Source organism: Blautia sp. AF32-4BH, from assembly GCF_003460565.1.
Taxonomy (GTDB): Bacteria; Bacillota; Clostridia; order Lachnospirales; family Lachnospiraceae; genus Fusicatenibacter; species Fusicatenibacter saccharivorans.
On sequence record NZ_QTVL01000004.1, the window covers coordinates 58,522 to 81,544 of the forward strand.

20 protein-coding genes and 1 tRNA gene are annotated in these 23,023 nt (G+C 45.7%); 6 read left to right on the plus strand and 15 right to left on the minus strand.

Annotation, left to right across the window (positions count from 1 at the left end; translation table 11 throughout):
• Nucleotides 1-2: 2 nt before the first annotated feature.
• The 15 genes from DWZ44_RS06490 to DWZ44_RS06570 all read right to left on the minus strand — a co-directional run bounded on the left by DWZ44_RS06490 (nucleotide 3) and on the right by DWZ44_RS06570 (nucleotide 17,180).
• Nucleotides 3-3,179 carry an ATP-binding protein gene (locus DWZ44_RS06490; protein ID WP_117761881.1) on the minus strand — a complete coding sequence of 1,059 codons (3,177 nt, stop codon included), beginning with the start codon at nucleotides 3,177-3,179 and terminating at the stop codon, nucleotides 3-5.
• Nucleotides 3,180-3,356: 177 nt separating this feature from the next.
• Nucleotides 3,357-4,208: a CvfB family protein gene (locus DWZ44_RS06495; protein WP_117761882.1), complete on the minus strand. Its 852-nt coding sequence runs from the start codon at nucleotides 4,206-4,208 to the stop codon at nucleotides 3,357-3,359.
• Between the two features lie 13 nt (nucleotides 4,209-4,221).
• The gene (locus DWZ44_RS06500) at nucleotides 4,222-5,691 is read right to left on the minus strand and encodes a nicotinate phosphoribosyltransferase (RefSeq protein ID WP_117761883.1); all 1,470 of its coding nucleotides are present in this window, start codon (nucleotides 5,689-5,691) and stop codon (nucleotides 4,222-4,224) included.
• Nucleotides 5,692-5,757: 66 nt separating this feature from the next.
• On the minus strand, nucleotides 5,758-6,462 hold the full coding sequence (locus tag DWZ44_RS06505) for an acyl-[acyl-carrier-protein] thioesterase (RefSeq protein ID WP_055267769.1): 705 nt from the start codon (nucleotides 6,460-6,462) through the stop codon (nucleotides 5,758-5,760).
• 78 nt (nucleotides 6,463-6,540) lie between these two features.
• Nucleotides 6,541-6,612, minus strand: a tRNA-Gln gene (locus DWZ44_RS06510).
• 135 nt (nucleotides 6,613-6,747) lie between these two features.
• Nucleotides 6,748-7,926: a cation diffusion facilitator family transporter gene (locus DWZ44_RS06515; RefSeq protein WP_117510056.1), complete on the minus strand. Its 1,179-nt coding sequence runs from the start codon at nucleotides 7,924-7,926 to the stop codon at nucleotides 6,748-6,750.
• A gap of 337 nt (nucleotides 7,927-8,263) precedes the next feature.
• On the minus strand, nucleotides 8,264-9,853 hold the full coding sequence (locus DWZ44_RS06525) for an ABC transporter substrate-binding protein (RefSeq protein ID WP_117510054.1): 1,590 nt from the start codon (nucleotides 9,851-9,853) through the stop codon (nucleotides 8,264-8,266).
• A 237-nt stretch (nucleotides 9,854-10,090) separates the two neighbouring features.
• A complete protein-coding gene (locus tag DWZ44_RS06530) occupies nucleotides 10,091-10,558 on the minus strand; it encodes an Hsp20/alpha crystallin family protein (RefSeq protein WP_117804449.1) in 468 nt (155 codons plus the stop codon).
• A 423-nt stretch (nucleotides 10,559-10,981) separates the two neighbouring features.
• Nucleotides 10,982-11,146, minus strand: a complete 165-nt coding sequence (locus DWZ44_RS06535) for a hypothetical protein (protein WP_238061730.1) — start codon at nucleotides 11,144-11,146, stop codon at nucleotides 10,982-10,984.
• A 29-nt stretch (nucleotides 11,147-11,175) separates the two neighbouring features.
• Complete coding sequence (locus DWZ44_RS06540; RefSeq protein WP_117804560.1) at nucleotides 11,176-11,925, minus strand: ATP-binding protein; 750 nt, start codon at nucleotides 11,923-11,925, stop codon at nucleotides 11,176-11,178.
• Between the two features lie 67 nt (nucleotides 11,926-11,992).
• Nucleotides 11,993-12,187: a hypothetical protein gene (locus DWZ44_RS06545; protein ID WP_015542178.1), complete on the minus strand. Its 195-nt coding sequence runs from the start codon at nucleotides 12,185-12,187 to the stop codon at nucleotides 11,993-11,995.
• A 16-nt stretch (nucleotides 12,188-12,203) separates the two neighbouring features.
• On the minus strand, nucleotides 12,204-14,021 hold the full coding sequence (locus DWZ44_RS06550; RefSeq protein WP_117804450.1) for a cobaltochelatase CobT-related protein: 1,818 nt from the start codon (nucleotides 14,019-14,021) through the stop codon (nucleotides 12,204-12,206).
• A 6-nt stretch (nucleotides 14,022-14,027) separates the two neighbouring features.
• Complete coding sequence (locus DWZ44_RS06555; protein WP_117804451.1) at nucleotides 14,028-14,960, minus strand: AAA family ATPase; 933 nt, start codon at nucleotides 14,958-14,960, stop codon at nucleotides 14,028-14,030.
• Between the two features lie 85 nt (nucleotides 14,961-15,045).
• Nucleotides 15,046-15,816, minus strand: coding sequence for an ATP-binding protein (locus DWZ44_RS06560; protein WP_117804452.1), 771 nt, complete (start codon nucleotides 15,814-15,816; stop codon nucleotides 15,046-15,048).
• Nucleotides 15,817-16,553: 737 nt separating this feature from the next.
• The gene (locus DWZ44_RS06570) at nucleotides 16,554-17,180 is read right to left on the minus strand and encodes a DUF3786 domain-containing protein (protein ID WP_055226247.1); all 627 of its coding nucleotides are present in this window, start codon (nucleotides 17,178-17,180) and stop codon (nucleotides 16,554-16,556) included.
• A gap of 230 nt (nucleotides 17,181-17,410) precedes the next feature.
• Here DWZ44_RS06570 and DWZ44_RS06575 point away from each other — a divergent pair, with 230 nt between their 5' ends.
• The 6 genes from DWZ44_RS06575 (at nucleotide 17,411) to DWZ44_RS06605 (ending at nucleotide 23,022) form a co-directional block, all read left to right on the plus strand.
• Complete coding sequence (locus DWZ44_RS06575; RefSeq protein ID WP_055221751.1) at nucleotides 17,411-17,860, plus strand: Rrf2 family transcriptional regulator; 450 nt, start codon at nucleotides 17,411-17,413, stop codon at nucleotides 17,858-17,860.
• Nucleotides 17,861-18,441: 581 nt separating this feature from the next.
• The gene (locus DWZ44_RS06580; protein ID WP_117804453.1) at nucleotides 18,442-19,335 is read left to right on the plus strand and encodes a DegV family protein; all 894 of its coding nucleotides are present in this window, start codon (nucleotides 18,442-18,444) and stop codon (nucleotides 19,333-19,335) included.
• Between the two features lie 172 nt (nucleotides 19,336-19,507).
• Complete coding sequence (locus DWZ44_RS06585) at nucleotides 19,508-20,059, plus strand: stage V sporulation T C-terminal domain-containing protein (RefSeq protein WP_055221761.1); 552 nt, start codon at nucleotides 19,508-19,510, stop codon at nucleotides 20,057-20,059.
• A gap of 257 nt (nucleotides 20,060-20,316) precedes the next feature.
• The gene (locus DWZ44_RS06595) at nucleotides 20,317-21,261 is read left to right on the plus strand and encodes an ABC transporter permease (RefSeq protein ID WP_022462693.1); all 945 of its coding nucleotides are present in this window, start codon (nucleotides 20,317-20,319) and stop codon (nucleotides 21,259-21,261) included.
• Nucleotides 21,262-21,338: 77 nt separating this feature from the next.
• On the plus strand, nucleotides 21,339-22,142 hold the full coding sequence (locus DWZ44_RS06600; RefSeq protein WP_022462692.1) for an ABC transporter permease: 804 nt from the start codon (nucleotides 21,339-21,341) through the stop codon (nucleotides 22,140-22,142).
• Nucleotide 22,143: 1 nt separating this feature from the next.
• Nucleotides 22,144-23,022: an ATP-binding cassette domain-containing protein gene (locus DWZ44_RS06605; protein WP_117804454.1), complete on the plus strand. Its 879-nt coding sequence runs from the start codon at nucleotides 22,144-22,146 to the stop codon at nucleotides 23,020-23,022.
• The last annotated feature ends 1 nt before the right edge of the window (nucleotide 23,023 follow it).

The window sequence follows — 23,023 nt, forward strand, 5'->3', positions numbered from 1 at the left end:
CTCTATTTTCCAAAGGCATGTTCCGTTGTCTCCAAGATCGTCTGCACCAGGCTGTCCGGCTCGATCGGCTTGGTCAGATGGCTGTTCATGCCCGCCGCGCGGCATCCCTCTTTGCTCTCTTCGGAAGACTGCGCCGTCATCGGGATGATCGGGACTTGTTTTGCTTCCGGAAGCTCCATGGTGCGGATCTGCCGCGCTGCCTCAAGACCGCCCATCACAGGCATCATCAGATCCATTAAAATCACATCAAATTTCTGCGGATTCGCCGCATACTTTTCGACCGCCTCGCGGCCGTTCCATGCCTCTTCCACCGTCGCACCGTGATCGGTCAGGTAAAACTCGGCGATTTCCATGTTGATCTCATTATCCTCGACAAGCAGAACGTGGAAACGGACAAGCTCTTTTCCTGCGATCCGTGTCTTTACTTCCTGAATCCGCTGTCCCTCGCAGTCAATGTAAAACGGAAGCCGGAATACATACGTCGTTCCGACGCCCTGCTGGCTCGTTACCTCGATCGTGCCCTGCATTTTTTCGATCAGTTCTTTGACGATCGACATGCCAAGGCCCGTTCCCTTGTACTGCGTTCTCGCACCGGACTTCTCCTGTGTGAACGGATGGAACAGCTCTTTTTCGATAAATTTGCTGCTCATTCCGATGCCGCTGTCCATGATGCGGAACTCGTAGACGACCCGGGTTCCGTCGCAGGAGACTTCGCCCGCATACGTATCGATCGTTCCGCCCGGCTTGTTGTACTTGATTGCATTGCTGAAGAGATTCAGCATAATCTGCCGCAGGCGCAGCGGACTGCCGATCAGTCTCGTGTGCGTCAGCTCACCGCGGTGCATACGGTGGGTAATGCCCATCTCCGTAATCTGCGCATTGACAAGGGATGCCACATCATCCATCAGATGCGTCAGATCAAAAGAAGCGCTCTCGATCGTCTCTTTTCCGGACTCCAGCTTATTCATATCGAGCACATCGTTGACGAGTGCCAGCAGATGGCTTGCGGAAAGATTGATTTTATCGAGGCAGTCGTCCACTTTTGCCTCATCCTGCCGGTTTTTGCGGATGATATCCAGCATGCCCATAATGCCATTGATCGGCGTGCGCACATCGTGGCTCATGCGGTTCATAAATTCTGTTTTTGCACGACTTGCACTGTCTGCAGCTCTAAAGGCATCCTGAAGCTGTATCTTCTCCCTCTCTTCCCGGCTGTGGAACTCTGACGTATCACGGAAAAGGATCATGCCGTGTACCACAACGCTCTCCCGCTTTGTCTTTCGGTCGTAGACGGTATCCTGTGACATAAGAACCGTCTTCTGCAGCCATATTCTTCTGCCGGACTCATCTGTTTCCTGATACTCCACGACTACCTGCTTATCTCCGTTTTCAAAGCGCTGCAGCAGTTTCTTCGAGGAATCCACAATGCGGTATGATTCCAATGTCTCCTCCGCGACAAACGCACTGCATTCCCCGCAGTATTTCTCGTAGGAACACGGCAGATCTATATTGAGGTCAAATTTCTTCTGCCCGCTGTGGTAAAAAATCTGCTCCAGCGAATCATTCGTCAGATCAACGGCGAACACGGCCTCGGCCGTCTCGAGAAGTGCCTCGGCGTAGTGGCTGTTTTCAATGATCGACTGTTTCATCTGTTCATAGTATTGGTCGAGCTGTTCTTTTTCATTCCGAGCAGCTTCCCCATTGGAGCGGAACCGCTCAAAGCCCATCAGAAAATGGTGCAGTCCGCCATCCTCGGCCGCGTCGTAGAACAGAATGGTGACTTTTCCCCGGCAGAGCGCTTCCCCTTCGCTGCCCTCCCGATACTCGCACAGAATTTCTACGCTCTCTTCTCCCTTCTGATAGCACTCCTTCAGATGGGTAAGATCCAGCATTCTACGCGTTTCCTTTCTCTTTTCCTCATCCGTGATGCCCTGCACAATATGCTCGGCCGCACCGGTATAGCTGCCGTCCTCGGCAAGGAAAAAGCCCGAAACGGCACGCAGAATCCGGTACTGGTCCTGTCTTGCATTGCAGTAAATACAGTTGGAAAAATGGTATCCCTTTTTCTTTACGACGTCCAGCGCTTCCAGGCTGATCTTCCGCTCTGCGGCGGCTTCTTCCATCTTCGCGCGGTTTTTGTCGATATACATGTTCTGGTCCGCATGGCGGAACAGTTCCCGGATATCACAGTCTTCAAATTCCGTGGACAGTGCATAGCCTCCGGCGTAGCTGATCGGCATCTCCGGGTGCTGGCGGGAATATTCTGCCGTCTGCGTGCGGATGTGATTCATGCACGCTTCCACTTCTTCGCGGTTCAGTCCGCGCAGAATGGCAAGAAACTCATCTCCGCCGTTTCTTCCGACGAAATACTCCTCCGGGACTGCTTTTCGAAGCTGAACGGCAAAGGAACGGATATATTCGTCTCCCTTGTCGTGACCCAGACTGTTGTTGATCGTGCGCAGATTGTTGAGGTCAAACACGCAGACCGCATACACGCCGGAATTTTCTTCTCCTCCGTCGCTTCCCTCCAGAATCTCTTCGCATTTATTTTTATTTGGCAGGCCCGTCGCCTCATCGAGATAGACTTTCTTCTGCAGAATACGGTTCACCGCCGCATAGCGGACGGCCTTGATCAGCTCCATGCCGATGACAAACACCAGACCGATGATATCTCCTACTACCACCTGCTCCAGCTTCTTCAGCGAAGACGCCATTCTCTGCGAATACGCTTCCGCAAGGCCCGTCGCCTCGTCACAGATTTTGAAAAAGGTCTCACTCTTTTCGATAATCGCGGTATTCTCATATCCTTTTTCACGCACCAGCAGAATCTCTGCCTTCAGCTCTTCAAAATACGATGCCAGCTCAGTCATCTTATCCTGAAAATCCCGGTCATCCAGGCGCACCAGATCCAGCTCGCTGCTTCCGTTCCGCAGACCGTCGATATAAGCGTTGATGTCTGCAATCATCGTATCCTGCGGTTCTCCCGCATCCTCCAGCTTGATAATCCGCTGCGTTTTTCCGCGCACCAGACCGGCATAGTTGACAACGCGGGCCGTTCCCTGTATTTTCTCGACCATCGACATAATGCAGAAAAACAGAATAATCAGAATGATCGTCAAAACCGTCATTGCGGTTTTGGAAATAAAAGATGTTTTTTTCTTACTTTTCTTTTTCTTCATCGCTCTCCATCAGATCCTGTGTCATTTTTTGTCATATAGATCATATTATAAGCGCAATCCTCTCTTCGCGCAACCGCAAACCGGGCGCAGAAAAAACTTCAAAATTTTATCTGCTGTCTGACACAAAAAAACGGACACCGGAGAGGATGCGTTTCCTGTCCAGTGCCCGATTTTTTCTTATTTTGCTTTTTCTGCCGTCCAGATTTTACCGTCGCGGATGACAACCTGTTTTTCTTTCATCAGATGGCCGACCGCGCGCTTAAATGCTGCTTTGCTGAGGCCGAATTCTCTCTGAATCACTTCCGGTGATGCTTTGTCATCAAATGGAAGGACACCTGCAAATTCCTCGATCACAGAAAGAACGCTCTCTGCATCGATTGCGATCTGCTCGTACGCTTTTCCGCGTGCGGACAGGGAGAGTTTTCCGTCCTCTTTGACTTCTGTAACGCGGCACTCAAGTTCCTGGCCGACATGATAGTCTGCCTGTGCTTCTCTCTTTGGAATCAGGCCGGAGTAGCGGTCATCAACAGCAACGAAAACGCCGAAGTTTCCGCTGATCTCGTAGATTCTTCCCTTTACGATATCGCCTATGACGTACGGAGAATTGGTTTTCAGGAAATGGTAAACCTTCATCGTTGCGCAGAGACGGTCGCTCTTGTCGATGTAGAGGGAAACCAGAACCTCATCACCTGGATGGAGGCGGCGGGTCTGCTGTTTAAACGGAAGAAACAGATCTTTTTCCAGACCCCAGTCCAGAAATGCTCCGATCTTTCCGGTAGCAGCTACGTTTAAGACAGCCAGCTCTCCAAGCACCAGCTTCGGCTCTCTGGTTGTCGCAATCAGACGGTCGCTGGAATCGCGGTACAGAAATACTTCCAGCTCATCTCCCTCTTTTGTTCCTTCCGGCACCTGTTTGATCGGCAGAAGAACACGTTCCTTCTCGCCTGCTTCCCGGGTCTCCCCAAGATAAATACCGAATTCTACTTTCTTTACTACTACCAGCTTTTGCTTTCTTCCTATATTTAACATTTGACTTCCTTTCTTACTGCTCGCCGAGAGCCTTCATGCTCATCTCCTCGAGCAGGTCGCTCTTGATGTGGTACAGCTTGTCGGACAGATCCACGTAAACCTCATGCGGATTGACCAGACGTTTGGACTCCTCCCAGAGGGTATCTTTCTCTCTGGTGCAGATGTCGCGGATCTCCATGACGGATGGAGAAGTGTAGACGCATGCGCCCTTCTGGAAAATCGGAACGAGGAGCTCGCGTAAGGTGTAGGTTCCGCCTTTGATCTTCGTCTTTTTCCAGGTCTCGATCGGGTCGAAGATGATCATATCTTTGCTCTCGTCGAAGGTCTCGTCTGCAAGGCAGATCAGGTCGGCACGGATCTTTCCGGTTTCTTTATCATAAATACGATAAATCGTCTTATTGCCCGGGTTTGTTACTTTCTCGGAGTTCTCGGACAGCTTGATCTTCGGTATGAATTCTGCATCATCTTTATCTTTTGCTGCTGCCAGCTTGTAAACGCCGCCGAATGCCGGCCAGTCACCGGAGGTAATCAGATTTGTGCCGACACCCCAGGAATTAATCTTCGCGCCCTGGGTTTTGAGGCTGTCGATCAGGTACTCGTCGAGATCGCTGGATGCGGAAATGATGGCATCGCCGAAACCTTCTGCCTCGAGCATCTGATATGCTTTTTTCGACAGGTAAGCCAGGTCACCACTGTCGATACGGATGCCGTAGCCTTTCATCGGCAGGCCCGCTTCTCTCATCTCTTTGAAAACGCGGATGGCGTTCGGAACGCCGGATTCGAGAACATCGTACGTATCTACAAGAAGAATGCATGCTTCCGGATACAGTTTCGCATACGTTTTAAATGCGGTGTATTCATCAGGGAAACTCATGATCCAGCTGTGTGCGTGGGTTCCCTTGACCGGAACATCAAACATCTGTCCTGTCAGGACATTGGAGGTTCCGATGCAGCCGCCGATCATGGCAGCACGCGCGCCGTAAATGCCGGCATCCGGTCCCTGCGCACGGCGGAGTCCAAACTCCATGATGCCGTCGCCCTTTGCCGCGTAAACAACGCGGGATGCTTTCGTCGCGATCAGGCTCTGATGGTTGATCATGTTCAGAATCGCGGTCTCTACAAGCTGTGCCTCCATGATCGGAGCGACAACTTTTAAGAGCGGCTCTCTTGGGAATACGACGGTTCCTTCCGGGATCGCATAGATATCTCCGGTGAAATGGAAGCCTCTTAAATACTCCAGGAAATCATCGTTGAAAATATGGAGGGAACGGAGATAGTCGATGTCATCCGGTGAAAAGTGAAGATCGCGGACATACTCGATTACCTGCTCAAGTCCTGCACATACGGCGTATGCGCCGCCACATGGATTCTTTCTGTAAAATGCATCAAATACCACGATCTGATCGGACGGGTTCTCGTAGTAGCCCTGCATCATGGTAAGTTCATATAAATCGGTTAACAGTGTAAGGTTCTGCGCTCTCATGGCAAATTCCCCTTTCCTCATTGTGTTTATTACGTTCGTATCTTATTCTTTCCGATTGTACCACAATCATTGAAATTCCACAACTACGTATGGCTGTCCTTTTTCATCGTTCAGCGAGATAAAACAGCCGTTTTCCGTCTCAGCGCGCAACGGATGCAGGACATCGCCGAGGTGCGCCTGCTGTTTGTATTCGGCGCGCATCCGGCGCACGGTGAAGTTCTTCGGAAGGCATTCACCGGCAAGGGAAATGAACTGTGCGTTGTTGACGTGGTGGTTCGTATCGAGGTTGTGCGGCCGCACCGGGAACGGTTCGCCGATGAAATCTGCTTCCGGCATTTTCACTTTGCGCTCGCCGAAATCCTCGTCGATCGGATCGTCAATGCCATAGGCGTCTGTCGTCTCTTTCGGTGCACGGACGGGATGACCCGTTTCCATATTGACGTAAGACCAGATGGAGTTGGCACAGGCGAGCATTTCGCCGTCTTCTGTTTCCATCGTGAAGTTACGCATGCCAAGAAATCCTTTGAAGCCGCTCGCCCATGTAGTGATTTTTACCGCTTCACCAAGGGATGGATAGCGGCGCACATGAATCTGCCACGCGGACAGCACCCAGGCGCAGCCTCGTTTTTTGAGCTCCGCAACGCCCTCGCCGATCGCTTCCGACTGGAAGGTACTGCAGTCCTGAAAGTAATTGATCAGCCCCGGCAGGGTGAGATTTCCGTCCTCACCGATTTCGCTGTAGCGGATTCTGCTCGTAAAGGAATACTTCATCGTTTCGTTCCTCCTGCTGTATTTGTTTTTGAGCATCGAAAAAGGCCTCAGGTACGAGACCTGAGACCTTTTAATGAGCTGGGCTACCTGGATTCGAACCAGGAACTGACGGAGTCAGAGTCCGTTGCCTTACCGTTTGGCGATAGCCCATTGCCTTGCGACAAAATGTATAATACACTATCGCAAGAGAAAAGTCAACACCTTTTTTGAAATTTTTTTATTTTTTTCAAAAAACTGACTTTTGGAACATTTTGGAAGGGATTTGACGGCTCAACCCGGCCGTTGTCACTCTCCCGCCACGTATTTTTTGTCGATGTTGACGACGCATTCATACTTCTCATCCATTTCCTTCATCAGCGCCCCGATCTGCCCGATCACGCGATCACAGTCTTTCTTCTTATAAGAATACGGGATTTCAAGATCAAAAATCAGCTTCTTTTTCTCCGCCCCGTTGATCATACGGAAATCGTGGAAGGAAAGCTCCGGATCGAGAATGGAAATTACGTTTCTTACCTTCTCCTTTGTCGCAAGAACCGTCGCATCGTGGATCTCCACCGGATCCATGTGGATGACCAGCAGAATCCCCAATTTTTTGCCGACCTCATGTTCAATGCGGTCGATAATATCATGCGATACCTCGATATCGACATCTCGCGGCACCTCCGCATGGATCGATGCCATACTTCTGCCAGGCCCGTAGTTGTGGACAATCAGATCATGGGTTCCTACAATTCCTTCATAGGAAGCAACCTCTTTCATGATCCGTGCATACAGATCCGGATCCGCGCCCTGCCCGATCAGCGGTTCCAATGTATCTTTTGCAATGGAAATACCGGACCACATAACGAGTACCGCCACAACAAGTCCTGCGATTGCGTCGATATTAACCGAAAGGAAATGGCAGATCAATATAGAAGCGATCGTTGCGCTCGTCGTGATCACGTCGCCCATGGAATCCGCCGACGTTGCCAGCATCACCTTCGACTGAATGCGGTTTCCCAGTTTTCGGTTGAAAAGCGCCATCCACAGCTTTACACCAACCGAGAGCACCAGAATCAAAAACGGAACCATCTGAAATGTGATCTCTTCCGGATTGCGAATTTTCTCCAGGGAGCTCTTTAAAAACGTAAAGCCGACTTCAATAACCAGAAACGAAACGATCAGCGCTGCAATATACTCGATCCGTCCATGCCCGAACGGATGCTCTTTGTCGGCCGGTTTGTTTGCCATCTTGACACCAACAAAGCTGATGACCGAAGATGCCGCATCGGAAAGGTTATTGAACGCATCCGCCATGATCGCCAGAGAATGCATCCCAACACCGATCAGCAGCTTGGCGGCAAACAGCAATACATTGCAGCAGATTCCTACCATACTGGATAAAATACCATATCTCGTCCGCACATCCGCATTGTCAGTGTTCTCATACTCTTTTACAAAACATCTTACCAGAAAATCTGTCATGGGTTCCCCTTCTTTCCACAATACATTCAGAAACATTAGCTTAGATAAAAAGGGCCTCACGCATCGCCGCGAAGCCCTTATGTTTTTTCTGTCTTTTTCTATAGTAGGCAGTGTTGAAAAAAAAGTCAAGCCTAACATATTTTCGGAGATTCTATCGACAGAGAGAAAAAGCAACGCAGACTGCTTCTTTTCAGCAATTCTGCGCCGCTTTTTCTCTGTTTTTTCAGATTTTATCTCTTTTCAGGCAGATTTGACAATCGAATGAGAGTTTTTCTTTTTCCTGCCTGAAATAGCGTTACCGCCCACCGGTACCCAGCGAGCCGTAACGGAATAGCTACTATTTTACTTTATAAATTTTCGCCATATCCTGCACATACAGCGGATAGAACCGATAGCCCGCAAAATCGCTCCGAAGTGCAACCTCACATGCCATATCCTCGATATACAGGTTTGCCGCATCGTCACAGAGCAGTGTTTCCATTTTTTTGTAAATCTCAACCTGCTCCTCTTCATCCGTGCTGGTCTTAACCTGCTGATACAGTTTATCATACTCTTCGTTGCTGTAGTTGATAAAGTTCTTGGATGATGTTGAGGTAAACCGTTCCAGCAACGCGCGTCCGGTCAGATATGCCGCATCAACGCCGACAACCGTGGACTGGAACTTCCGGTCTGCATATACATCCGACAGCCAGCTGTCCCACTCGACCTGCTGAATTTTGGCAGTAACACCGATCGCTTTAAGCTGCTCTACCAGAACCTGGGCTGTATCGATATGCTGCTGATAATTGTTCGGCACTGTAATCGTAAGCTCAAATCCATCTGGGTATCCGGCTTCTTTTAACAGTTCTTTTGCCTTCTCAATATCCTGATTATATCGCTCTGACAGTTCCGGCACATAATATTTTCCAAATGCCGGGAACATGCTGCTTCCGATGATCGTTCCTTTTCCGTCCGCAATCATATCCAGCACTTCCTGGCGGTTTGCCGCATAGCACAGCGCCTGGCGCACCTTCACATTGTTGAGCGGTTCCACGGCATTGTTCAGATACAGCGCCTGTACCAGGTTCATACCGCCGTCATAAATCGTAAAATCGGAATCTTCGGCAAGCTGCGCTGTCTGTGTGGAACTGAGACGTGCATACATGTCCAGTGTACCGGATTTCAGGTTTGTTACGACTGCATTGCTGTCCTTGACAATTCGAAATGTTACCTTGTCCAGATACGCCTGATTTTCCGTATCCCAGTAATCGCTGAATTTTTCAAGGACAATGTTTTCCTGCGGGGACCGTGATACATAGTGGAACGGGCCTGTTCCGACCGGATCTGCTTCCAGATCTTCCACATGCTCAGGTACAATCGCTACCGTCAGATAGGCAAGAAACTCGGTGTCTGCCTCTTTTAAATAGATGTCGATCGTGCTCTCGTCCGGAATTTCAACCTTGTCCACATTGGAAAATGCCTCTACCAGAGGCGTTCCGTCTCCGTTGATACCCGCACAGCGTTCGATTGAATATTTTACATCCTCTGCAGTGACGGTCGTTCCATCGTGGAATTTGACACCATTCCGGAGCTTGAAGGTATAAACCTTTCCATCCTCCGAGATCGAATGGCTCTCTGCCACCGCATCGTTCAGATTTCCTTCTTCATCGGGCTTTACAAGGCCCTCATAAATATTGAATAGGATTTCTTTCGTTCCTGCCGCAACAGATTTGTGTGGGTCAAGACTATCCTCAATGTCCTGAGGAATTCCTACCGTGATGGAACCTCCCATAACAGGTTCCCCTGTCGGGGTTGATTCCGTTGATACCTGAGAACTTGTGGTATCGGAAGAATCTGCTTTCCCATCCTTGCCATCCTGGCATCCGCCAAGTACAACAGTAAGAGCTGCAACTAAAAGCAGCGCAAGTACGCTTCTTCTTTTCTTCATGATTTCTCCTTTTGATACGAGTTCTCTCATTTTGTAATTGTCACGCCTATTGTATCCGACCTGTTCCCAAATAGCAAGTACATTATTGTATACAATTTATTTTCCGAATCCGAAAATCACGTATATCCGCCCGCGTATTCCGGATTCTTTCCCTCGGGATGTACCAGAAAAGATAAAAATTTTGCCGCCCGGGAATTTTAACATTCCCGGGCGGCAAACGCTTTTGCTTTTTTTCTTTTATCCTTCAATGGAGATTGTCTTTTTCTGCTCCACAGCCGGTTTTGCTTCCTTCTTCGGTACGAAGAGTTTCAGCAGACCGTGTTTAAATTCAGCCTTGATATCCTCTTCGGTAATATCTTCACCTACATAGAAGCTTCTGCTGCATGCACCTGCGTAACGCTCTTTACGGATGTAGCGGCCGTTCTCTTTTTCTTTCTCGTCTTTGTCAAGACCTTTCTCTGCACTGATGGTCAGATAACCATTTTCCAGTGTGGCCTGAACTTCATCTTTTGTGAAGCCCGGAAGGTCAACCACTACCTCGTAGCCATTAGCCAGCTCGCGAATATCTGTTTTCATCACATGGCTGGCTTTGCGGCCATACAGTTTCTTTTCTGTATTCTTCATCTCTTTGTCATAATCATAGAACGGAAAATCGTTGAAAAAGTCATCAAATAAATTTTCTCCAAAAATACTAGGCATTAACATAAGTCATCGCTCCTTCTTATTCTTCTCATGGAACCTGATCCATGCTTTTTCTCCGGTTTTTCTTTTCACCGGATCTTTTTGTTTACCTGTTTCTTTGGAACGGAAAGGCTTCCGGATACCGGAGGTTTTCTTCTTTTCCTCTCTTTGTATCCCTCTTCCTTTGTTCTAGCTGTAATATAACACTTATTATTAGCACTGTCAAGAGACGAGTGCTAATTATTTTGTGAAAATTTTGTGAACGCTACGAGTCATGCACATTTACGCGAAAAGCCCTCGTTCAAGCTTGCTTGATAAAGAGGGCTTTTTCATGGAAATGTATAGGGCGACAGCCCGACAGCGAGGGAATTTATTCCCGAGCTGTGCACAGACACCTATATGAGTGAAACTTAGCGAAACTTAAATTACGCCCAAGATGGAATATACTTATTTGTTTGTACTTGATTTTTTAATCTGATCATCTATATCTTCTCCATCACCAAATACCGTAACCTTTATTGATCTTCCCCTTTCCGTTTGATATTTCCGGATATACTCTGTTAATTGTTTTACGTAAATTTCTTCATCTTCCACAATTGCAATCTGTATCATCCTATACCCACCTAAATCTCCTTATTCTGTTAAATAGAAAGTAGAAATTCTGTTAAGTTTTCAATAGCATCTGGTTTTTCTGATAGTTCTTTCCCCATCAGTCCCTCTCCCATAATACCAGGATCCGCACTAAGAGATACAGCGACTCGACTTGAATTCCATACAGCTTCATACATCATTTCCTGATTTTCTTTTGTTACTTTATTGAGAACGTAATAAAATGGTTTTCGAATACTTTGCGATAATTCCCCGATTTTTTTGGAAAGCTGTAGGGATTCATAGGATGGATCTATGATTATCAATATCAAATCTACACCGTTATCAATTCCACGTCCAAAGTGTTCAATACCAGCCTCCATATCCATTAGCGCAAATTGGTCTTCTGTAAGCCTGAGATTTTGGATAAATTGAGTCATAACAGTTCCCATAGCACAAGAACACCCTTCATTTGCCTGATGAATTTTTCCACTGGTCATCAGTTTTACACCGTCTTTCAGACTATAATAATCTTCCGGTATATCATCTATAGTCCAGGTTTCCTCAAAAAACTGATGAGTAAATTTTGATAACATCATATCATTTAAAACATTTTGCTTACCACCGAAATAGTCTGTAAAATCTCTGGGAAGCTTCATACCCAGCTGTCGGTGTAGACCATAATTAGATTCATCGGAATCAATTACCAAAATTTCTTTTCCTCGTCTGGCTAAAGCCTTAGCCAAAAGACTGGTTACTGTACTTTTTCCACATCCACCTTTTCCGCAAACTGCTATTTTCATCTCTATCTTTACTCCTTTTCTTTTTTCTAAATAATAGGCATTACATATGACCATACTTCAAACTGTCTTACTCCACTTCCTCCAGTTCTGTTCCTTCTGGAAGAATATATCCGCAGTTATCACATACTCCATCCTCTGCAAGTATCCCGTCTTTCACAAAGGCTTCAATGCCTCCCGGTTCATGACAGCGTGGACAATCTAATTCCTGTATCTTTTTCTGATTTCTTACATCCTGGCAATTGGCAAATTCAATTTTACCCATAGTGATTCCTCCATTTTCATTCCATATCAATTTGTCTTCGCAAAAAAGTTCCTACCATACGGGAAAAATTGCTGATATTACGAATATAGGCAAAGTCTTTTCCATAGATTCTCTTTTCCACGGAGAGCTCTTCTTCATTCCCTGCAAAAATACCAATTACGAAAATTCCCTGATTTCTGGCCCGACGTACCTCATATGCAGTATCTTTCACAGCTTTTTCTCCGTCATAGATCTTGGGCTGGCGGGTTCCTGGTCGTTGTATGCTCATATCACAGGGTTTTCCATCACTTAATACGATTAAAATCTTATTTTTTTCCGGTCGCTCCATGAGAGAGGAACCGACTGTTTTCAGTGCAAGCCCATCTCTGTTATTGGCATATGCACGAAATTGAAAGATTCTTTCATTTGTTTCCCTTGGATCTTCATAATCCCGAAATCTCTGAAGTACTGTATATCCCCAGAAAGCACAGTATCCTGTCACCCGATGAGGAATTCCTGCCTGGCTTAATGCTTCACTGATAATATATCCCTGCGCCGCTACCTGATCCTGTCTGTCAGCCTGGGAACCACTGGAATCAATCAGGACGTCTATTACAAACTCAGAATCTTCTGCTCTCTTTTTTCTATTAAATAACTTGTCATCGTCTGTTCTTCCAATTTTCCATAATCTCTCAGGAACAAGCTGTCCTGCATCAGATCTGCTGACAAAATCATCCTTTCGGATTATAAAGGCCCGTTTCAGTGACTCTGCCAACACAGAAATATTTCTTTTAATGATCCAGTGATTATTTCCATAATAGGCTTTATTTTTTTCAAACTGAAGCTGAGAAAAACGGTATTGATTATTTTTAATCACAGGGCTCTGTAATATTCCATCTGTAAGATACAGGTTACAGTTTTTATGGATTCCTGTACAAAATTTCCGGTTGACTCTGGCCTGCTCCGATTCACTTAGATACGATTTTCCGTAATTCAGTTCCACATATTCCCGTATCCGTCGCACTGCCTGTGGATTTATATTCTCCGAGCTTTCCGGAACTTCTTCATTTTCCGGAGAGAAATAAAATCTTTTTTTCTTTTTGTTTCTGATATCCAGACTCATCATCTTTTTTTTGAGATTAGAAAGATATTTTTGAATGATGTCTTCCATCTGTTCATCCGTCATGCATTCCTGCCACGCGTCATTGGCTAATGCCATATCCGGTAAATTCAGAATCTTCTCCAGATTTCCATTCCTTTTTTCAAAAGAGGGATCCAGAACATGATTATAAATCTCATCTATCACGTTTATGACATCTTCCGTATTTTCCGCATCCTTCAGAGAAAGAATCTTGTACAATGCAATCTCTGCCTGTGGATCCATTCCCTCATCGTCTGTGTTCTCCAGAACATGCCTTATATACAGAAGCCTAATCCTGTGAATCAGGTCTGTTCCAGCTTTGTCTGATACCTGCTCTTTCTCGGCCTTTTCCAATTCTCTGAACGCCTGTTCTCTGATTTCCTTTGTTCCCAAACGTTCTCGAATGATAAAACGCTCCACAGCAGCATCCATGCATAATCCAGCAAGAGGCAAAAGTATATCTTCTCCAGCAGAAAAATGTAATTTTTTCATCAAATACATGCCAAGTTTCTTCTGATCAAAATATCGTGCAAAGGCACCCTGCTTCACTGCCTCATATAGAACCGTTTGTTTTGAATAAACATATTTTTCTGTGTCCGGTTCAAATTCCATATCATAATCACCACTGACTGTCCAAAAAAGATTTCTGATACGATTGCTGATCTCCAGACGATGTTCTTCCAGTTGTTTCGCCGGCCATCTGACATCCTCCATACAAGTTTACCCCCATATGTCTTTTCCGGTCCAGGAAGATGGGATTCTGGTAGAAACCACATCTTCTACGATCTCTTTTTCAAATACATCAAAACTTTTATTTATGATTCCCATCTGGATTGCATCAATTGGAGAAAGTCCGCTTTTTGTTGCTTTTACAGCAGAAACCAATCCTCTCAGGTCAAGAGATTTTGTTGAGATTTCTCCATGATAAGCTTTGATCTGCAAATCCAGAAACAGTCCTGCAAAAGCTTTCAGTGCACTTTTTTCCCCATCTGGAAAATGTTGTCTTAATACAAAAAGGACACTATCCTCATCCATTTCAGGCATATCAATTACCATAAACCTTGAAACCAATGCTTCATTTAGCTCTCTGGTACCTGCGTAGCCATAATTCATCGTGCCGATAAATCGTGTTGCCGGATGAAGTAAAATCCTGTTATATCCTGGAATATCGATTCTGCGCCGATGATCCAGTGTGGCATGCAGTACAGAAACCGCATCATTTTTTGCCATATTGATTTCGTCCAGGATTCCAAATCCTCCAAATTCCGCGCATTGGTAGATGGGGCCTTTCCGAAGGCGAACCTCATTATTTATAAAGGTATCCGTTCCAATCAGATCGGCACTGTCTGTATTTACATGAAAAGAAATGTCGTATTCCGGTCTTCCGAATATCCATGCCAGTGTCTCACATAGTACATTTTTCCCTGTAGCTTTCGCACCGGAAAGTAACAGGTTATCTCCCTGAAGAAGCGCTGCTATTGACATTTCCAGAATCTTTTTCCCATAAAACAGGATATCCGGTTTTTCTACCCGTTCCTTTACCTGATCCTCTACCTCATAACGCATGTGAAAATCTCTCAGTTCTCCAATTAGTTCCTGCGCTATCTTCTGGTCTTCTAAATATTTTTCTATTTCTGCCCAATGATTTCTCATGAAGATTTTCCTTTCTTTACAATTAGTTATGCCAAATCAGATAATATTTCTGTTTACTCAATCTTCAAACTTTCAATCCTCCAACTCACAATTCCAACTTCTTTACAATTTCTCCCAGTGCACTTCTTACAGGAGAATCTTTCGGAAGCTGTATGATCGGCTTTCCATCACAGTCATACTGATATACCTGGTCATCATGTGGCACAACCCCTAACAATTCCAGTCCCTGATTTCGAATTTCTTCCAGAGTTCCGGCATCCAGTTTTCCATCCGGAACACGATTCACGATTAATCCAGTTTTCTGTGGTTTAAAGTTTAACTCCTTCATCAGCTTTGCAATACGTCCGGCTGCCTGAACACCTCTTCTGGAACAGTCACTCACAAGAATCGCAACTTCCATCATTGGCAGGATTCCTCTGCTGATATGTTCCATACCCGCTTCGTTATCAACCACAATATATGGATAATGGCTTTGCAGTTTCTGAACCTGGGTCTGCACAAGACCATTTACAAAACAATAGCAGCCCTGTCCCTGGGTTCGTCCCATTACCATCAAATCATAATCGTCTTCTTCTGCAATCGCATCAGAAAGACGCATTTCCAGATATGCCTGTTTTGTCATACCGGAGGGAATCTGATATCGTGGGTCTATGCCTGCCCGCTCAATTTCTTCTCTCAGCTCCCCAAGTGTGACCTCCGGCTCAACACCGAGCACTTCGTTCAAATTTGCATTTGCATCTGCATCCACCGCCAGGACCGGACGTTTTCCGCTTTCACATAAATACTGGATCAACAATCCACAAAGAGTTGTTTTTCCTACGCCGCCTTTTCCTGATACTGCAATTACATGTCCCATGTTTTTCCTCCTAAAATTCTGAACAATCTGTTGACTTTTTCTTTAAACCTCATTATAGTTGTTACTATATAAATTACAATAATCAATCTGTGAGATTTGTATGGTTACTCAACACATCAGAAAAATTGTTGAGAAATTATATGATACTAACTAATACAGGAGTATATAATGTCAGAAAAAACGAGAAAACAAGATCGCCGTACCCGCTATACCAGGCAAACCATAAAAGATACGTTCTTAGAGTTGTTAAATCAGAAAAGTTTTACGAAAATTACAGTTACAGAGATCTGCAAAAATGCTGAAATCAACCGTGGCACTTTTTATCTTCATTACTACGATATCCATGATGTATTATCAGATATTTTTAATGATATGACTCAGGATATGTTAACAACGGTAGATCATTTATTCTGTCTAAATCAAAAAAGCTGTTCCTATCCGTTCTGTCAGAAAATACAGATGGAATCACAATACAGGGCACTGTTTCTGGATGATGCAATTGCCCCTATTCTTCTGGAAAAAATAGCAGAAAATACAAAAGAAGGCTATGTGACCTGGCTTATGTCACACAGCCTCCTGACCTTTGAACAGGCAGAATCGGTTTTTTATTTTCAAATGAATGGCTGCCTTTCCATCAACAGACTGATGCTCCGCAATCACTGTAATGACTGGAAACAGATTCAGACAGTAATCGACAAATTTATCAAAGCCGGGCTGGAAAGTTTTCTGATTCATGATCAGAGAGAAGAAAAGGCTTCCGATAATTTTTGCAGCAAAATTTCTCCAACTGTTACCGCATCTTCTACACTCAGATAATGATCGGCATGATCCTGAAGAAATATTTTGCCAGATGCAGGAAATTCTTCATCTGCAAACCATATCTTTAAAGTTACCGGATATCTTGGCAGAACTGGAAAAACAGCACACAGATCCGCCTTTGTTTCTGTGAATTCTGCACCTAGGTTTTTACATGCTTTCTGAATTTTCTCAGGATCTTTATCCTGCAAAAGCTTTTCCAGTTTCTGCTCTGCAGTCCGGTCAAACTTGGTTCCCCGAATCAATCCATCTTTCAGGTTACCAAAAGTAATGAGCTTCTGTGAGCCTTCTGTGCCATCGGCCATATCCAGATAATGCAGCAATGTCAGATAATGCCATTCGTCCACGTTTGAGTTAATACGAAACTCAGGGAGTTGAATTTCAATTGTTTCATAAAAACTCAGTACTTCAAGCACATTCCGGCTGCTATGAAAAACAGCCCCGCTTTTTGCAGCAATCTCCTCTCCGGAACGATTTTGCAGCCGTTTTACTGCTGCCTGCAACATTTCCTGAAATGCACGATTTTCTGTTTGATTTTTGTATTCCATAAGTTCTCCTTTGTGAACATTTATAGTATCTGTGTTGACTTTTCCTTTAATCTCCATTATAGTTGTAATTATATTATTTACAATCATCAAAGCATTAAAAAATGTACAGTTTATCAACACATTAAAAAGAACTGTTGAGAACTTAGGATGTTTTAAACAAACCAGAAATATTTTCATCCCAAAAACGTGAAAACAAGATCATTATATCATACTACAAGGAGTTTCTTATCATGAAATATTCAACGAAATTAAGTGATACTGTTCATGTGATGGTTCTGATTGCTATCAACCAGGAAAAATCCCTCTCCAGTGCCTCAATTGCAGAAAGTGTCCATACAAATCCCGGCTTTGTACGCCAGCTTATGTTAAAACTAAAAAAAGCGGAACTTATGACCAGTGTAGCCGGACATGCCCGTCCTTCTCTTTCAAAACCAGCCGATCAGATTACATTGCTGGATATTTATAAAGCAGTTGAAGGTGATAAACCATTGCTTCATTTAGATACTCATACCAATCCAGATTGTGGCGTTGGCATTAACATTCAGTTATCTTTGCAGGGATTTTATAATGAAATTCAAAAGGCTGCCGAAGAAAAAATGAATACGATTACTTTACAGGATATCATAGATACCTACTATCAGCGGATATCTATAGAAAATAACTTACAGAATATTATTTAACAGGAGAACACTTTCATGTACCTTCAGCAAATACGAAATGCTACCAAAACACTGTGGGAGAAGTAGACTATGAGAAAACAATCTGGTCAAGTTCATAGCAGGAAATCTTCTGCAACTCTCCAACTGACAGTAAGTTTACTCTATCCTTAATTGCTTAAGCTGGTTGTATATGAATAAAGAATGATGTATAGTATTTGCAAGAGGCACCTTCTTTCGTAAATGTTGCAAATGTTTGTTTCGTCACTTTCATTATACAACATCAAGAATCAAGGTGTCTTTCTTTTATGCAAAATCACGAACTTGCTCATTTATAGATAAAACGATTTTATTTTTATTTCAAAAGCCGTTTTTACTAAAAATACGTCTGCCGTTTTTGGTCATTATTACTATGCATTGATACCTGGTCAAATTTCTTCCGAAAACAGATGATTTCAGGAATCAACTTGTCGACACACTCCTTTGTAGTATGTTGTCTATCTTCCATTGAAATCTCTCTTCTTTGGTGATACAATGTGTTACAATGCTTATCAAAAGTTACATCATTTTGGGGGACATTTACACTACAAAGGAGAATTTTATTTATGTTTCAGGTTTTTGTTGATTCAGCGGCAAATCTGCCTGCTGTTACTGCGAAAAAATACGATATCCATGTCGTTTCTTTCGTCAATCTTGTGAATGGAAAAGAGCTGGTCTGCTTCGACCCGGATCTGTCACCGGAAGAGGAGCTTGCAAAAGGAAAAGAATATTACAATGCCATGCGCACCGGCTGTGAAATCAAGACCGGACTGATCAGCACCGCAAATTTTGCGGATGCGTTCCGCACCGCTCTTGAGGCAGATCAGGATGTCATCTATCTTTCCTTAAGCAAAAACATCAGCGGAACTTATAACTCCGCAAGACTTGCTGCCGAGGAGCTTCTTGAGGAATACGGCGGAAAACGTAAAATCCGCCTCGTCGATTCCCTGAATGCCTCTCTTGCACAGGGCATCCTCGCCATCTATGCCAGCGAAATGCGCGATCGGGGCATGAACGTAGACGAAGCGGCAGATCTTCTGGAAACCTACGTCGGCAAAATGAACGGCATTTTCACCGTCGGCGATCTGAAATATCTTTCCCGCACCGGAAGAATCAAGGGAAGTGTCGCTGTGGTCGGAAATATGCTGAAAATCAAACCGATTCTGCGTGGAAGTGAAGATGGCTATATTGTTTCCTACAAGAATGTCCGAGGACGCAAGGCCGTTTTAAATGAACTGATTCGTCTTTTCTGTGAAACGATCGAAGAACCGGAAAAGCAGATCGTCGGAATCGCACATGCAGATGCCTATGAGGAATCTCTTTATATGATGGAAGAAATCCAGAAAAGAGTGAAGGTGCGTGAATTTATCAATACTTCCTACGATTACTGCACCGGAAGCCACGTCGGACCGGATACGATCGCTTTGTTCTATCTCGGAAAAGACCGCAGTCTTCTGTAAAAGGAGCAACCAGACTAACCACTGCTGTTCCACTGTATTTTTTCCGAAATTGCTGCAAACAGCGGAAATACTGTTTCTTTTTTCCATGCATAATTCCACCTGTTTTTCCACATACTACCCATACAGCACAAATTATGGAAAGTACATTGCGGAAACAGGAGGAATTTTTCATATGAAAGCGACGGGAATTGTTCGAAGGATTGATGATCTGGGGCGTGTGGTAGTTCCCAAGGAAATCCGGCGCACGATGCGGATCCGGGAGGGACAGGCCATGGAAATTTATACCGGACGGGAGGGTGAGATTATCCTGAAGAAATACTCACCGATCGAAGAGCTGGCGGAATGCGCAGCAGGGTTTACAAAATCGATTTCAACGGTGACCGGATGTCTCGTTTGTGTTTCGGATCAGGAACAGATTGTAGCGGCAAACGGGCCGGAACAGAAAAATTATCTTGGCAAGTCCATCAGCAGCCGGCTGGAGGAAGCGATTCTGAACCGGAAAACAGTACTTGCGCGTCCCGGTGAAAAGGCTTATTTTTCAATTTTGGAAAACACAGACAATACTACTCCTCTGCCGGAGCTCATTTTTCCGATTCTCTCCTCCGGTGATGCCATCGGTTCGGTCATTCTCTGCGGCAAAGACAGGGAGTCCCTGCCGGGCGACACGGAAAAAAAGCTCCTCCAGGTAGCGGCAACGTATCTCGGACGGGAAATGGAAAACTAAACAGGGGATTTATCGAAGGCAATTTATCAAAGGCTTTTTGCATCATCCACACCGGTTATGCAAGAGGCCTTTTCCTGTTATTCTGTAATTCGAGATATTCCAATTTTATCTTGCTATTTACACCTGCATTGTCTACAATAAAAATGACGTGCACGAAAACCTTCAGCCGATACGCCCGAAGCTTTTCTGTGCCTGCTTTTATAAGCCGGGAAAAATTCCCGGAGTATCCTACATTACACAAGGAGGAATTTCCATTCATGAAATACATTGCAAAGAAATTCGGCTCTCTCCTTCTTACGCTGCTTCTTGTATCCTTTTTATCGTTCTTTGCCTTTTCCGTCATACCCGGAGATGCGGCAAAATCGCAGCTTGGAACGGAGGCGACGCCGGAGCGGATTGAGGCTCTGCAGAAGGAAATGGGCCTGGATCGGCCGGTTCTGGAACGGTATGCTTCGTGGGTAACCGGCTTTTTTCATGGAGATCTCGGCACCTCGTATTCGTACTCGATGCCGGTCGGAGAACTGATCCGCGATAAAGTTCCGATTACCATCGCTATCACCGTTATCGCATTCCTGATGATCCTTGTTGTCTCGATTCCCATCGGCATTTTCACAGCACAGCACGCCGGAGGCCATCTGGACCGGCTGATCATGACGATCAATCAGGTGATCATGTCTGTGCCGGGATTTTTCATCGGTATTCTGATCACGTATCTTTTCGGTCTGATTCTCAAATGGTTTCAGCCGGGCGCCTATGTGCCGATTTCTGAAAATTTTTCCGGTTTTATCGGTTATCTTGTTGCACCGTCTGCCGCCATTGCACTTCCGCGCTGTTCCATGGCTGTCAAAATGCTGCGCAGCTCTGTGCTCTCGCAGCTCGATGCCGACTATGTGCGCACCGCCTATTCCCGCGGAAACAGTACACGCCGTGTTATGTATCACCATGTGCTGAAAAACGCCCTGATTCCGGTACTGACCTTCTGGGGCATGACAATCGCAGATATTGTAGCAAACAGCATTATTCTGGAACAGGTTTTTTCGATTCCGGGCATGGGCAATCTTCTGATCACTTCGATCTCCAACCGCGATTACCCCGTGGTTCAGGGCATCCTTGTACTGATCGCCGCCCTCATTATTATCATCAATTTCGTGGTAGATCTGCTGTATGGCAGAATTGATCCGCGTATCCGCGTAAAAGACTGACGGGAGCTTTCGATCATCAGCTCCCGCGACCGAAAGGTCATGGGGAGCCGCCCACGACAAAGGAAAGGGTTTTCATTATGAAAAAGAAACGCAATCTCACGCTGATCATCGGAGCTGTTCTCACCGCTTTTATGCTTCTGTTTCTTCTGATCGGCTTTTTCTATACACCGTACGACCCGGATGCAATGAACGGCGCAGCCAAGTTTGCTGCTCCCTCTCTGTCGCACCCGTTCGGCTGCGATCACTTTGGACGCGATATTTTCAGCCGCGTCTTAAAAGGAACCGGTACAACCTTCTTCGTCGCTTTCGCTACTCTGCTACTCGGCGGAACCATTGGTGTTCTTGTCGGTGCGTTCACCGGGTATTTTGGCGGATGGATTGACGAAATCCTGATGCGCATAAACGATGTCATTGTTTCCTTTCCGGGAATCCTGCTGGCGCTGGTATTTATCGCGCTGCTGGGTCCCGGCAAATACAACGTGATCCTTGCACTCGGTATCGTATTCATTCCGAGCTTTGCACGTATCACCAGAAGCGAATTTCTCGCACGCAAAGATATGGACTATGTCAAAAGTGCCCGTCTGATGGGTGTTTCCCATCTTCGGATCATATTTGTACATATCCTGCCAAATACGGTCCCGTCCCTTCTTTCGATGGCAGCAATCGGTTTCAACAACGCCGTTCTCTCCGAGGCCGGCATGAGCTTTCTCGGCATCGGTGTCCAGCCGCCCGATGCCTCGCTTGGACGGATGCTCTCAGAATCCCAGACGTATCTGATGACTGCTCCCTGGGGCTCTGTTTTCCCCGGTCTTGCCGTCATTTTACTGGCGCTTGGCGTATCGCTCCTCGGCGACGGATTACAGAAGAAAGGCGGTAACTGATATGGCACTTCTCGATGTACGTGACTTAAAAATTGCATTTTACGATACCACGCCACCGACCGAAGTGGTAAAAGGCATCTCCTTTTCCTTAGAAGAAGGTGAGACGCTTGGCATTGTCGGGGAATCCGGTTCCGGCAAAACGCAGACAGCACTCTCCATTCTGCAGCTTTTAAAGGAAAATTCCGCCGTATCCGGTGGAGAAATTCTTTACGAAGGTTCTTCCGTTACACACGCTTCCAGCCAGGATCTGCAGCGCATCCGTGGAAAAGAAATCAGTATGATTTTTCAGGAGCCGATGACCTCTTTAAATCCGGTTCTGGCCATCGAAGAACAGATTGCAGAGGGACTGCTGATTCATGAGAGCTGCACACCGGCAGAACGTCATGAAAAGGTTCTTGCTATAATGCATGAGGTCGAGCTTCCCGACCCGGAAAAGCTTTGCAAAAAATACCCTCACCAGCTCTCCGGCGGTCAGCGCCAGAGGGTGATGATCGCTGCGGCGCTTATTACAGAACCGAAGCTTCTGATTGCAGACGAGCCGACAACAGCTCTTGATGTGACGATTCAGTCGCAGATCTTAAAGCTGCTGAAAAAAATCAATGAACGCCATCACACGGCGATTCTTTTTATCTCACACGACCTCGGCGTCATCCGTTCGCTCTGTGACCGGGTCATCGTCATGAATCATGGGACGATTGTGGAATCCGGCAGTGTAAACGATGTCTTTTTCCACCCGAGGGAAGACTACACCCGCCGCCTGCTCGATGCAATTCCGAACCGACGAACATCGCTGCGAAAGCGAATCAAAATCGCTCCAACAGCTCAATGGCCGACAGGCTCTGACAAAAAAGCTGCTCCGCCTGCGGAAAAGGAGGAATAAC